Annotated in this window: 10 protein-coding genes and 5 pseudogenes; 10 read left to right on the top strand and 5 right to left on the bottom strand. The window is 42.2% G+C overall.

The genetic code is table 11. The annotated features are described in order from the left end of the window. The 5 genes and pseudogenes from GVY04_09255 to GVY04_09235 form a co-directional block, all read left to right on the top strand. Nucleotides 1-440 (top strand): IS630 family transposase (locus GVY04_09255; protein NBD16313.1); only part of this gene is annotated, 440 nt, incomplete at its 5' end. A gap of 9 nt (nt 441-449) precedes the next feature. Beyond that, a pseudogene (locus tag GVY04_09250) lies at nt 450-713 on the top strand (IS1 family transposase). Continuing rightward, nucleotides 694-1,050 (top strand): hypothetical protein, encoded by a 357-nt coding sequence (locus tag GVY04_09245; protein ID NBD16312.1) that lies wholly within the window; start codon nt 694-696, stop codon nt 1,048-1,050. Before GVY04_09250 ends, GVY04_09245 begins: the two are co-directional and overlap by 20 nt. A 140-nt stretch (nt 1,051-1,190) precedes the next feature. Beyond that, a complete protein-coding gene (locus GVY04_09240; protein ID NBD16311.1) occupies nt 1,191-2,042 on the top strand; it encodes a hypothetical protein in 852 nt (283 codons plus the stop codon). A 37-nt stretch (nt 2,043-2,079) separates the two neighbouring features. Then, a complete protein-coding gene (locus tag GVY04_09235) occupies nt 2,080-2,820 on the top strand; it encodes a hypothetical protein (GenBank protein NBD16310.1) in 741 nt (246 codons plus the stop codon). Nucleotides 2,821-3,118: 298 nt separating this feature from the next. Here the strand turns inward: GVY04_09235 and GVY04_09230 are convergent. From GVY04_09230 to GVY04_09210, 5 genes and pseudogenes are all read right to left on the bottom strand, one after another. Next, a pseudogene (locus GVY04_09230) lies at nt 3,119-4,274 on the bottom strand (IS4 family transposase). Between the two features lie 373 nt (nt 4,275-4,647). Beyond that, nucleotides 4,648-4,824 carry a hypothetical protein gene (locus GVY04_09225; protein ID NBD16309.1) on the bottom strand — a complete coding sequence of 59 codons (177 nt, stop codon included), beginning with the start codon at nt 4,822-4,824 and terminating at the stop codon, nt 4,648-4,650. 26 nt (nt 4,825-4,850) lie between these two features. Then, a pseudogene (locus GVY04_09220) lies at nt 4,851-5,688 on the bottom strand (Rpn family recombination-promoting nuclease/putative transposase). Nucleotides 5,689-6,066: 378 nt separating this feature from the next. Beyond that, the gene (locus tag GVY04_09215) at nt 6,067-6,801 is read right to left on the bottom strand and encodes a hypothetical protein (GenBank protein NBD16308.1); all 735 of its coding nucleotides are present in this window, start codon (nt 6,799-6,801) and stop codon (nt 6,067-6,069) included. Between the two features lie 92 nt (nt 6,802-6,893). Further along, nucleotides 6,894-10,277 (bottom strand): DUF4347 domain-containing protein, encoded by a 3,384-nt coding sequence (locus GVY04_09210; protein NBD16307.1) that lies wholly within the window; start codon nt 10,275-10,277, stop codon nt 6,894-6,896. A 369-nt stretch (nt 10,278-10,646) separates the two neighbouring features. On the opposite strand from GVY04_09210, the gene GVY04_09205 reads away from it, so the two are divergent. From GVY04_09205 to GVY04_09185, 5 genes and pseudogenes are all read left to right on the top strand, one after another. Beyond that, a complete protein-coding gene (locus GVY04_09205) occupies nt 10,647-10,913 on the top strand; it encodes a hypothetical protein (protein NBD16306.1) in 267 nt (88 codons plus the stop codon). After that, nucleotides 10,900-11,451: a hypothetical protein gene (locus GVY04_09200; protein ID NBD16305.1), complete on the top strand. Its 552-nt coding sequence runs from the start codon at nt 10,900-10,902 to the stop codon at nt 11,449-11,451. The genes GVY04_09205 and GVY04_09200 overlap by 14 nt, the downstream gene beginning before the upstream one ends. A 164-nt stretch (nt 11,452-11,615) precedes the next feature. Further along, a pseudogene (locus GVY04_09195) lies at nt 11,616-11,869 on the top strand (IS701 family transposase). Nucleotide 11,870: 1 nt separating this feature from the next. Further along, nucleotides 11,871-12,294: pseudogene (locus GVY04_09190) on the top strand (transposase). Between the two features lie 211 nt (nt 12,295-12,505). Further along, complete coding sequence (locus GVY04_09185) at nt 12,506-13,189, top strand: hypothetical protein (GenBank protein NBD16304.1); 684 nt, start codon at nt 12,506-12,508, stop codon at nt 13,187-13,189. Nucleotides 13,190-13,292 lie beyond the last annotated feature (103 nt).

The following is a 13,292-nucleotide window of genomic DNA, read 5'->3' as shown; positions in this document are numbered from 1 at the left end:
GATATTCAGATAAGAAGAGATTTATCGAATTTGTGGAGAAAGGAAACTCAAAAAGTTTTTATAAAGTCTTGAAAGTCTTTTACCAAGAGTTAAAAGACGAATGGATAGAAGCGGGAAACTCTGCGGAAGAATTTGAAGAAAAAGGAGCAAAAATTGTCATCATTTTAGATAATGCAAGTTTCCATAAAAAGCAGGAATACTTAGATCAAATTGAAGCGGAAATGCCGAACCTCTATTTAGAGTTTTTGCCTGAATATAGCCCCGATTATAATTTGATTGAATTAGTATGGCATTCAGCAAAGGAATATATAGCCCATCGCCTATTTAAATCAATAGAAGAGTTAGAATCGGTGTTAAATCAACTCCTAAATGAAGGAGGCTTAATCATAAAATGGGGGCGAAAGCTGAAAAATAAAGGTAACGCTGTTATCCCAATTTAAATGCACAACAGCTTACCACCAGTTTATCGTCAATGTGCGACGTGTTATACTGATTTTTGGGAAGCTTATCAAGGCATTTTACCAGCGAAAAGACATCAAGCGATTGGAAAAGAAACTGGTCAAACCAATCATATAGAAAGATTTAACAATACGCTGAGACAGAGGGTAGGGAGATTAGTGAGAAAAACTCTTTCTTTTTCTAAAAAATTTGAGAATCATCTCGGAGCCATTTGGGACTTTATTCATCACTACAATGCCAGCTTGCAAAGCTGATCATTACTATGCAGGACTACCATCTACTCCAAATCTATATTCTCTTCGCGGGATTTACAATTTCCTTGTTAAAGGCACTTCATATGTCAGGTGTACGAATGATATATATGCGGAGTTTAAGTCAATTCAAGAGACAGGATTCTTTGGGCATATTCGTGAATACACTTTTCAGGAATTATCTCTGTTTCTAAAGAAGAGTGGCTTTGAAGATATAAAAATACTTTACAGAGGTGGAGGGGCTAAATCTTTAACTTTACCAATATATATGGTAGCTCCTTTTCTAAAACCAAATATGATTTTACTTGCTTATAAACCACTAGGAAATAGTAGCAAATAAAATGAAGAGTGGAATTAGCGAATTCTTCTGAAAAATAGAATTTGAAAATTAAACTTTACAGGATAAAAAATGAAAACCTTGCTCGAATAATTTTTTTATTTTAGTATCTAGAATTTCACAAGGCTTTAAAGGGAAAAGCTATGACATTGCCATCATTTATAGGGATTGGAGGAGAGAGATGCGGTTCGACATGGCTATACAGCTTGCTTCAACAACATCGACAAGTTTATGTTCCTCTAAAGCGTAAAGAATTGAATTTTTTCAATCTCCATTACAGTAAGGGGTTAGAGTGGTACGAATCTTTTTTCCCTGGCGAGAAAGAGAAGACAGCTTATAAAGCGATTGGCGAAATTAGTCCCGGCTATTTGACGTATCCTGGAGCGGAAGCAAAGATGGCATCTGTTCCCTCTATCAAAAAGCTAATCATTATCTTGCGCAATCCGGTCGATAGAGTCTATTCCCACTATGGTCATATGATCAGATTGGGCGGTTATAGCAAATCTTTTGACAAATTCATTACCGACCTTCCTGTATCAGTAAGCATGGGATTTTATGCCACCCATTTAGAACGTTATCTTCAGTATTTTGAAAAACAGCAAATTTGTTGCTTAATTTTTGAGCATTCTGTCACTGATGTAACCTCAACCAAAAAGAAAATTTCGCAGTTTCTCAATCTTGATTTCCAAGCCTTTCCTGAAGAAGCCGGATTAAACAAAGTCAATGAAACATATATCCCAAAATTCAAACGCCTTAACCGTCTTGTCAGCTCAACAGGAAGCCGCCTAAGAAAAGCCGACTTGGACTGGCTGGTAAATTTCGTTAAAGTAATAGGCTTACCAAAAGTTCTCAAGGCTAAAGCAAGCTCTCTACCGCCAATGTCTCATGAAACACGCTTGCAACTGCAAGATACTTATACCCCTGAGATTGAAAAATTAGAAAAACTGATGGATCTGAATCTTGAATTGTGGCGTTCCCCATCATCTAATCAATAATTTTTTTTCCAACAAATTATTAAATCTATTAAAAGCTATGTTAAAAACTTTTCAGCAAATCCCCTCTAATCCACTGATAGCTCAAGCTCGGCGGTTCAGTTTCTGTTTTCGTTCTTTAGTTGCTCGAGAACCGGCGTTATCATTTCTTTATCAACCCTATCTTTGGTGGGGACAAATTAAACGTAAAGCTGCCGGGCATAACCTTGAAGAGGGTTTGCTCTTGCCTGATACTCAACTTGTTATTGATGGTTTTCAAGGATCTGCCAATAGTTTTGCTGCGAGTGCATTTATTAATAGTCAGACGCAAACTGTAAAGGTCATGCACCATAGACATGCACCATTTCTGATTATACAGGCAATTGAACAAAAAATTCCGGTTTTACTAACGATAAGACAGCCGAAGGAAACGGTTCTTTCTCTTACGAGCCGTTGGCCTCATATTTCTATAAATGATGCTCTCAGAAGCTATATCGGTTTTTACAGGAAACTATTACCCTATGCTCCTAATTTAATTGTGAGTGACTTTGATTTGACGACTCAACATCTAGATTGCGTCGTGCAAACTTTAAATACTAAATATGACACTAATTTTGATAGAGTTGATATCGCTAGAGTCAATATAGAGAGAAACAAGAAGACTGTCATTTCCTCTCACCGTAAGGCTATTAAAGAAGAGAAAAGAAAAGAATTTCAGTTAGCTGAAAATATTCAGTTGCTGAAACAAGCTGAAGAAGTATATCAGGAATTTGAAAAGTTTTCTCGGCAAATCAAACTCTAGGAATTTTTTTCTTCAAAAGAATAATTCTCATTATAGAATAATTAAATAATATTTAAATACAGAGAAACAGATAATTGAAAGATTAGTAAGAAAGACTCTTTTTTTTCTGAAAAATCGAAATCATCTCGGAGCAATTTCTGAATTGATTCATCACTACAGTACTAGCTTGCAAAGCTGATCATTACCATGCAGGACTACTAAAAAATTAACATTCTGATCGGGGGTGATGCTTACTCTCACTACTGCTACAAATCTCAGCGCGATCGCGCAACAGTTAGGTATTATAGGAGTAACAGTTCTAAGTACAGGACAAAAATTGTAAGCACTCAAGAAACTGACGGTGTTTGATATCTAAATCATTAACAACCGAACGGAGATGATCGAAACCATAACGAAAAATACTTTTTTCTCTTCTTCCATGTTTCTTAACTTTGAGGTGCGACCCGAGCGCGGGTTTCCCGCGCATCGGAAAGCGCACCTTAAGAGGAGTATGAGTATGTAGCCACTGCCCAACTTTCATCGCCCAGCACATTGCCAAAGCCATTAAAGCCAACAGTTTACTTAACCTTTGCGGGTCAGTAAAATGAGTGGATTCGAGACAGAAGCCCCTAGTCTTAAACATGCCGAACAGCGTTTCAATGCCCCAACGGTTAGCATAGTCGGAAATAGCACATTTAGGAGAATCAGGGGAAATCAGAATCAATAGTTCTCCATCTTCAAGCCTTAACGCCGACACATAAACCAATCTTCCCCAAACAAGCGCGCCGAGAGTTGAGGATTTCCTTTTGACCAGGCTGGAGATGAGCGAAAACCGTCTTAGCTGGGAGTGTTTTTTGACCATCGTTAATCAAATCCGTTTCCCGAATGCGAAGACGGAAAGGAATTATTGGCTCAAGGAGAAGGTAGGTGAGCCAAGGCTTACCAATAAACTCTCGATCTCCACACAGATAAGCAACTTCCACCTCAGAAAATTCTCGCTCAAAGCGATTGAGCAACTCCATCCGTTCATCAGTATTAGAGTTTCCCTTCTTGTCCAAAAAGTCCCACATCAAAGGATAACCCACACCTTCATGAACGATACTCAGCATTAAAATATTGAAGTGGACTTGCCCAAATGACGGGGCGTACAAGCCTCGGAATTCGATTCCGAGGACAGCCCCTCACCAGTTCGTGCGGTCTAAACTCAGAATCCACGGTTGCGGTAAATCCATCAAGGTAACAATGGCTTTAGCCATCAGAGAATCATCCAACTTATAGTTCTTGAAGAATCTCTGCAAGCGTTTATAATTGGAGCTTTGCTGGGCGGTATTACGGAATCCGGTTGCCACTTCCGTTAAGTTAATCGTTTTCACTCTCAGCAAGGAAATGAGAAACAAAGCTAAGAAGTTCAGTCTTGCTCCGTGCCAACCCAACAACGGTTTCAAAGTGTTACGAAGTAAGTTAATCTGGTTCATGGGGTTTGTTGGTTAGGTGGTCTAACTATCCATGAAACCCCCTTGCTGTCTCACTTGGCAACCCCTCTTTTCATTTTTTGTCCTGTACTGAGGTAACAGTTAGTCTAGGGAGGAATTATAAACTCTGGGAAGAAAATTATAGTGAATCCCCCTAACCTGTAGAAAGAGGGAAATTATCTAAAAATTGCTCTTTTTTTGTCAATCACTTTAAGTTAACATCACTGCTCTGCTTGAACTCACTGTCTAGACCGAAGCAATTGCCTTGAGCTTACCTGTTCCTTCAAGCGCTAAGCAGTTATGCAGAATGAATTTCCGATTTCCAAACCTTAAAACTCCTACACAGCTTGGACTTTCCAGTTTGTGGATGTGGAATTCATTTTGTCTGGGCGCTTAAGAAACTGACCGCTTCCGTCGTGTGATTGGTTTCGCTATCTGCACTCTCTTCCTCTTCCACCTTCAGTTCCACTGAATTAGAACCAAGATTTTGATAACGCAATCCTGCATAATCTCCACCGTCATAGGAGGCAATTGACCCAAGCACAGGTTTCAAAATTTAGTGCGCGATCGCGCCGAACCTCAAGGGAGACGATTGAGCCAATCCACTAAATCGGCTTGAGTGTTAAAATCCAACAATGCTTCTCCCAAATCTTCTAACTGACTAACCGATAATCCTTGAATCCGCTTTTCTACATCCAGAGAAACTTGCCCGAAGCGTTTCCTCAGCAGACGGAGAACGAAAGCCACTCCTTCTTCTCTCTGTCCTTCTTCTCTCCCTTCAGCTTTAGCTTCGTCTCTAATATCTTGATAAATGACAGATTCACGCATGATTTCTTGCCTCAATACTCGTTCAATTACTTTCTTGTCTAAAACCAATCCCGCTAAAATTGCGGTTGATGCAGTAACATTACTTTGTTCCCGAGGTTCTTCCATCCGCTCAATTCTTTGAGCTGCCTCCCTGAGGGTGCATTGACGATCTGCCGTGTCACTCAAAACTGCGAGCGGGAATAACCCTTGGCATTGCCAAAATACTTCCTCTGGTTGTTCCCAGAGTCGGATCACTTTGAACTGATGCCTGGTTCCCGGAATCCGAAAGATGTCTTGATAGACCAACGCCGAGGAACTGACCTTTCAGGTAAATCACCACCTGATACATTCGTTTTTTCGGATAGCGACGATAAACGCGCAAGCGATAGTCTGCCATGCGAAAGGGAATCTCCGCATTGGGCTCGGTTTGAAATTCGATGTGCAACACCATCGCTTCCGATGCTAATAGAATCAGCGCATCCGCCCGAATCGGCTCAAGGGATAACTCCTTTGGACTCACTTGGGTGAAGGCAATGGGTTCTCCCAACAGCCACTGGGCAAAGTCGTTGCTGAAGTGTTCTGCCAAGAATTTGCAGACGTTATCGTACATGAACTAATTATACTGAATCTCTGGCCTTCAGGGGAGATGCTCTTAACGGGTCGCGATCGCGTTGGGTTTCGAGAAGCGCGATCGCGCAACAGTTAGGTACCATAAGAAAATTGCTCTTTTTTTGTAACTGCCTAGGTCATACACTAAGTGTCTACAACCCTTTATTTACCAATACTTCAGCCGTTATTTGCTCAACCCCCTGTTTGCAATAAAGATTGCTACATCTGCCATTTTCGATTGTTATTGACAAGCAGATTTTCCCTTTTGATGAGTTGTTACAGAGAAAGAGCTTTCGTTTCAAGGGTTCAAGTACCTAGGCAGTTACTTTTTTTGTCAATCACTTTAAGCTAACATCACTGCTCTGCTTGAACTCACTGTCTAGACCGAAGCAATTGCCTTGAGCTTACCTGTTCCTTCAAGCGCTAAGAAACTGACCGCTTCCGTGGTGTGATTGGTTTCGCTATCTGCACTCTCTTCCTCTTCCACCTTTAGTTGCACTGAATTGGAACCAAGATTTTGATAACGCAATCCCGCATAATCCCCACCGTCAGAGGAGGCAATCGACCCCAGCAGATTCGGCGCTTGGCTGAAACCGGCGCCAAATTCTAGACCGTACCACTCATCAGTCACCTGGTCGGGAGTGGATCCAGCTGCATAGGAAAATCCGTCCCAACTGCCCGAACCAGAAGACATTGCCAGCCAGCCGATTGTTTCTTGGGTGTGTCCGGTATTCATCAGCGCTTCTTCCTCCTGCATCGCCACTTGGAAGCCGTCAGCCGTGGCACCGTTCTGGCGGGTGACGACTAAATCTTCTTCGTTATCCGTTTGCACTTGGGAGAGAACTACCGGGGCATCGGCAAAGCTTTGGCTGAAGCCTACCGAAGCCCAGTCTTGCCCAGCCATTGCATTAGTCTCGACGGTGCCGACTTCTAAGAGGGTGCCGTCTGCCAGTTCCCAACTGCCCGCCTCTAAGACCATGTAGCTAACACTTTCGGTGGTGTGCCATCCATCTTTGTAAGCCGGTTCTTGGAAAAAGGCGGTAAATTCGTTGCTTTGAACATCGGTAATCCGCACCGCTCCTGGATGGCTACCATCATAAGAGGGCAGGTTCATCAAGACAACCGGGTTGTCAAAATTGTGCTCAAGAGTAATGGTTTGGGGCACATGATTGAAGTTGCTAATGGTGCCGACTTGCGCGATCGTCTCTAAGTTGGAGTCAGTTCTAGAGTGCTGACTTGGTCATCATTGGCAATGGGGGCTGCGTTGACAGGAGCACTTTCGGAGATTAACTTAACATTGTCAATCGCTAGCTTCGAGTTACCTACGCCTGAAGTTGCTATTTGAAACACAACAAATTGGTAGCCTCCCCCCAAATCAATCTCAGCATTAACGTTTTTCCAGTCATAGGTTGAGCCCCCAAGTGAGACCTCCATCAGCTTAGTACGTTCCATGGGTAAAGCCCCAGCAGGTAGGGGACCTTCCATCGTCCAAGTCTTTCCAAGTTTGTGCTCATCACTTGAAAATTCTCCATCAATGCCCCAAACACTCGCAACGATTTCACCGTCAACATCTGCATTTTTAACGTCAAAACTTAGGGTGTGATTGCCACGGCGCATCCAATCATCTTTGATAATCTGACCAATTCCTTTGTTAATTCCCTTATAAACTGCTGCTCCGCCATCGCCAATTTCGGAATCAATATACCAATGAGAAGAAATCCAGCCTTGATTGGCACGGCTACTATCGTGCTCTTCTTTTCTTGTTCGGTCAATGCCCTCAATACTAAAATCGCCATCAACGAAAAATTCTGGGTAGTCCGAGTAATTCACCTCGATGGTTTGAGTTAAGGTATGGGTTGCCCCTTGCTCATCCCAAACAGTCAGGGATATCTTATGAGAACCTGCTGTATTAAAATAATGACGGATTTGGCGCCCAAAATCATCAATCTGTCCATCATTGTCTAAGTCCCAAGCATAGGCAGCGATACCGTTACCATTGTTAGCGTTTGTATCTGAGTCTAAAGACAGGCTGCCATCCAGCATCACACCATAGCCACCAACACCTTCGCTTGTGAAATCGGCATCGGGAGCAATATTATCCTGACTGGAGGCAAACGTCGTATTCTCAATTTCAAAAAAATCGCTTCCAGTAAGGCGGAGATTAACACTATTGTTGACAATAGTACTGTTGAGAAGTTGGGAAGAAGTAATATCCCACTTATCAGAAGGAACCTTTAAGGCGTATCCAAAACCTTCCATGTGAATGTTGTCGAATGTGAATTCTTCAGTACTATTGTGACTAAATCCACGGCCTCCGCCTTTGCCCAAGAGCAATCCATTTTCAAAAGTGGTCTGCCCTGCGTATAAAGCACCGATCCCTTGTTTAACATTCCAAACTTGGAAATTCTCAATAACAGCCTGTATATTATGGGCGTATTCACTTCCATTCTTTTCGAAGTAGGTAAGACCGTCATGATTCAGAAGAGCATCCCATAAGAAAATCCCCTTGCGCGAATTATAACTTTCAAAACCGGTCATCTCGCGCAAGGGAACAACTGAGGTATCTACCACGCTCTCATCGGCACTTCCCTTTGCAATTGACTGCATCTCTGGAAGCAGAATAGAAACTGGGATGGTCTTGGCATCTCTTACTGCTGCAAATTCTTTATCTGAATGGGTTCCACCAAACCAAGCAAAACCCGAATCCTCTGCACTAGCAGCTATGTTATCTTGCATAACGATCTGACCTGCTCCCTGAAGCCAGTAACCGTCACCGTCAAAACCCCAGTCAAAACGGCCTGCACGAGCCCTTCTATCGTCTCCTCTTGGATCGGCGGCGTCCATTGTCTTAATCGTTAAGTTATTAATCCAAGCGCCAGTTTCATTACTGGCTTCGGAAGCAATGCCGGCTCCCTGGATTTCAAAAACGACATTGTTTCTCAGCACAGCATGGCTGTCATGATGCGTAATGCCCCAGCCAGGAGCATTCACAATCGCATTACCTTCGGCAACGGCAAGGGCATCGCCCAAGATGCCGTTACGGTGGAAGTGGAGGGGATAGCGGCCGCGCGGGTTCGTGCCCTTTCCTTCAGAGCCGTCAACGTTGGTTCCGGGATCGTCAATCAGCTTGCTCTTGTCAGTTCGCCCTAAATAATTAAATTCAGCATTTTTCACCACTACATCAGAATTATGCATGAACATGACATGACCGCGACGATCAATGGGCACGTCTTCCGCATTTTCGGTTTCAAAGGAGACATTGCGAGTAATATTGGCCACATAAATGTTCAGCTGGTCTTCAAACTTATCGGGGCGCTCGTGATCAAAACGCAATCGGGTATTGTCTCCAGAATCAATATCATTATTGGTAAAGCGGATGCGATTGCCATCAATCTCAGTGATAGTCAATTCCTCATCTTGGAGACGACTGTTATCCTCATGGGAGCCTCCATAATTAATATCAGTTCCTGTGAGGACAAGCTGATCCCCAACTTGCCATCCCGTTGGAGCTTGTTCAAGCACTAACTCATTATCTCCGGTCTGAACATCTTCAGCTAAGGAAGCAAAGTCCAGTTTATCCGCCCCGTAAATTCGGGCTTGACCATGACTAATTAGCCCGCGACTGACTAGCGTTGGATCCCAATTGCTATCGATCGCGCTGTCACTGGTGAAAATAATCTCCACAGTTTTATTCGTTTGGACAGGGTTGGCTTCGGTTCCAATTTGTAAAACCCCATCTGAATCAACTACAAACGTGTCGATCAGCATCTTAGTATTTTGATTATGGGCAAACTCAAGCGTGCCATCCACACGCAACGTTTCCAAACGTGCCTCGCTCACCCCATCATATTCAACTTGCACGCCATCTTGAACCAAGACCTTGGCACCAGAAGTGGGGACTTTCCTATTTTCCCACGTACTTGCCTCGAACCAGGAACCGTCATTGACTGCAACATGGGTGGCATCAGCATGGGGAACCAAGTCCAATAGCGCAGCATGTTCGCCATGCTTCATGCTTCCGTCTTCGTGGTGATTATCATGCCCCTCAGCAAAGACAGCATCAAAGTTCTCAATCCCCGACGGAAATGCCACATCCGCCTCAATTTCTCCTATAGATCTCTCTAAATCCCAATCGCCTCCCCAAGCAGCACTACCCGTTAAATCGGTGGAAGCTGCTATATCAGCACCTGTTGCCTCGCTCAACGCCTGCAGAAAGGCTTGACCCTCATCCCCGGCAGCAACATTACAGCCATAAAGCAGGATATCACCGGTATCGGTGAGTGCGCCGGACCACTCTAATGCCTTATCTTCCTCTAAGGTCTCACGATTCAGTTCCGTCGTTCCTAACTGTAAACTTCCCGGCTCTCCGTGAGACACAATATGAACACTTTCTAAGTCGCTTTTTTGTGCCAATACTTCACTGATCTGAGTGATGCCATCTTGCTGAGAATCGAGGACAATCACCTCCATCTGCTGTGGTACCGCTGCCACCAGATCTTCAGAGGTAGCGATTCCGGAATCAACAAACATAATACTACTACTTGACTCAGGCTGTATCAGGTTTAAGTTTTCTGTCATTTCAAATAACATATCAATTGCAATTAAAAAGTAAAATATAAATCACATAAAATTAAAGATAAATAACAAAAATAAAATTATCTTCCGTACAACCACAAAACTTTTTCAAGTTTACTTTTATTCATGATTAGTCGTTAACATGTAGTAATAAATATTTAAATGTAAACAAGGAAACTGATAAGAAATTAGAAATTTAAGGAAGCGCGTTCTTTAAATTTGAGCGAAATTTCCCCTAGGCAAAATCAGCTTGTCTTTGTCGCGATCGCGAATTAAGCCCTTAACTTGGGCTCACTTATCTTGCCATTAAAACAATTGCGAAAAATCTAAACGCGATCCTGTAACAGTTAAGATAGGAGTAACAACTGGTTTAGGGAGGGAACAATGTCAAATTCCTTGCCGGCAATCTTTTCTGAGATTGAGTATCCTAAGCGTGACAATCGACCGCTGGCAGAAAGCGATCTCGCACGAAAATACTTAATTTATGGGGTTGAAGCATTAAGCATTTATTTTCAAGATCGTCAAGACGTTTATGTTTCTGGCAATTTGTTGATTTATTACACCTCTTGCACGAATCACTTTCATGAATCCCTTAATGACTTTGAGAAGATGAAATTTGGAGATTTTATAGTAATCTTTGAAATCACGTAATCCCGTGTTTATGCAAGAGGTCTATTATGAACAGAGAAACCCAAAATCCGTCATTTCTCTTGATATCTTTTTAATTTTCGGTGTAGAAAATAAAAAGCAGGTTTCTTATAAACTGTGGGAAGAAAATTGTAAGGTTCCTGACTTTATCCTTGAGATCACTTCCAAAACAACTATTAGCGAAGACCAAGGAATTAAAAAAGGTCTCTATGCTTATTTGGGCGTAACAGAATATTTTCAGTACGATCCAAGCTCGGATTATTTAACCCCCTCTCTACAAGGATTACGCTTAGTAGAAGGAAATTACTTCCCAATCTCGCCTCAACAAAAAACGGAAACCGGGCTGACGATCTTTTTAGAAGTGTTAGGGTTAGAGTTACAAACTGATAAAGCTCGACTCAATTCGTTTCCCGATGTTATCTGGATTAGCAAAGAACGTTTAGCCACCCTGGTTGACGAAGAAGGACATTTAACCGGTGCTCCTGAATTAGTTATTGAAGTGTTGTCACCAGGGAGTACTAACGAGCGGCGCGATGCCTGAAGGGCGTTGGCTTCGCCACATCGCGAAGCCAAACGCAAGCTCTATTCCCTCAAAGGCGTCCATTTGGTTGACCTAACGGGACTTAAACAATTGGTAAAAGCAAAATAAGATATACTGCTTTTGATAGTTAAGTTTCACGTTCTTATCATCGGCGATCGCTATTCATGAAAGAAACTACTCCCGCAGCCATGCCTCTTTGTTTTGATAGATGGTGTAAAAAGTTTGATGATTTACTGAGAACAAAAGCACAAAAAAGGGAGTTTAGACATTATTTAGGGGATTATTGGGAGAAAGTGAGCGGAAAAATGTATCTCAAATGGCGAGAGATGCGGTAGAAGTCACATATCGCAAATTACACCATTTTAGAACTGAAGCAACTTGGTCTGCCGATCAGATCAATGAGCGTCGCTTAGAGGTAAAGTGTGAAAACCGCAGCAATGGTTCATCACCAGGTTGGCTATGATGCCGGAAAACAAATTAAAGGACGAAAACGGTTTTTGGCAGTAGACACCTTAGGTTTGGTGTTGGTTGCTTTTGTCACAGCAGCTCAGGAACCTGAGTGAGCGGGAGGGAAACAACTCTTGCAACGAGTAAAAGCTCGCTTGACAGCAAGTGTGGCGGTTACATACGATTTGGGGTGATAGTGGATTTGATGGTTCCCCTTTCATGAGATGGGTAATGGATCGGTGTTGTTGGATTGTGGAGGTGGTACGACGTCACGAGCAACACAAAGGTTTTGTTGTTCTTCCCAAGCGATGGGTCGTGGAGCGTACTTTTGGTTGGTTAATGGGATGTAGACGATTAGCCAGAGATTATGAGCTCCTACCAGAAACCTCAGAATCTCCACTGAATGTTTGTTCTTTTGAGAAAACATTCTTATACTCTTGGAATAATTTAATATCGCTCTTTAGTCCGGGATAACCCACAACGAGATCCACTGCAAAATTATTTACACATAGAGTTAAATCACAACCCTTGTATCACAAGAGGCTTGGCTCATCAAAATAGGTAATTAATTCTGCGCACCTGCTTAATAAGGAGTAAAACTTAAATAATGACTGAATTATTATTATTATTTCATAAGGCAAAGCGGAGACTCCTCCCCTTGATAGGTTCATTGAGCAAGCCGAAATGGTTTATTATGTTCTGCCTGGGAAGGATTCATTTCATTCGTTCATTTGTCGGATTAATCCAGCAAAATTCTAATCAACCTAATCAACTGCTTTTGCTAGAGGAACAATCTGTTTTTGAGAACTTAAATGTTGCTGAAGTTATTCTACAACTGAAAAATAAAGGGCTATACTCTGGAATTCATTTACCTAAAGATTTGTTAGAAGAAATATTGGAATTTACTAAATCTGCACGCTATATTGCTAATGGCAATCTAAAATATACTTTCTCATTAATTAACAAGGAACAAGAAGAACTAAAGGCTGGACAAGTATTTGTGAGTGGTCATCATTACAGTCCAGGTGACCTCTGTCCAGCCGTTCAAAAGATAGAAAACGATCCTAAGCTTTTGAAAATTGCTGCAAGTTATTTAGGGACAAAACCTATCCTAATAGGTAGCCAGATTCGGTGGAATTTCGTGACTCCTGAAAAGCTAATACCAGAGCCCCAGAGAGGATTTTTTCGTTTTCATTATGATTTAGAAGACTATTATTTTATTAAGTTCTTTTTCTACTTAAACGATGTAGATTTAGACAATAGTCCTCATGTCGTAAGGATTCAGGGATAAGGGTTGACAGGAGTCAAAAAAGGGTTAAGCTGAAGCCATGATGATGAGCCAAGAGCACTCGTTCCCCAAGGCGGAAGAACTGAGCCAGTTGCCCAAAGAAAAA

Source organism: Cyanobacteria bacterium GSL.Bin1 (assembly GCA_009909085.1).
Taxonomy (GTDB): Bacteria; Cyanobacteriota; Cyanobacteriia; order Cyanobacteriales; family Rubidibacteraceae; genus Halothece.
This window is presented reverse-complemented; position numbering and strand designations above follow the sequence as displayed.

What these genes read in the sequence shown, in the direction of transcription:
- GVY04_09210 (NBD16307.1), bottom strand. Translation starts at nt 10,277, where the DNA reads ATGTTATTTGAAATGACAGAAAACTTAAACCTGATACAGCCTGAGTCA.
- GVY04_09235 (NBD16310.1), top strand. Translation starts at nt 2,080, where the DNA reads ATGTTAAAAACTTTTCAGCAAATCCCCTCTAATCCACTGATAGCTCAA.
- GVY04_09215 (NBD16308.1), bottom strand. Translation starts at nt 6,801, where the DNA reads ATGAACCTGCCCTCTTATGATGGTAGCCATCCAGGAGCGGTGCGGATT.
- GVY04_09205 (NBD16306.1), top strand. Translation starts at nt 10,647, where the DNA reads ATGTCAAATTCCTTGCCGGCAATCTTTTCTGAGATTGAGTATCCTAAG.
- GVY04_09185 (NBD16304.1), top strand. Translation starts at nt 12,506, where the DNA reads ATGACTGAATTATTATTATTATTTCATAAGGCAAAGCGGAGACTCCTC.
- GVY04_09245 (NBD16312.1), top strand. Translation starts at nt 694, where the DNA reads ATGCCAGCTTGCAAAGCTGATCATTACTATGCAGGACTACCATCTACT.
- GVY04_09240 (NBD16311.1), top strand. Translation starts at nt 1,191, where the DNA reads ATGACATTGCCATCATTTATAGGGATTGGAGGAGAGAGATGCGGTTCG.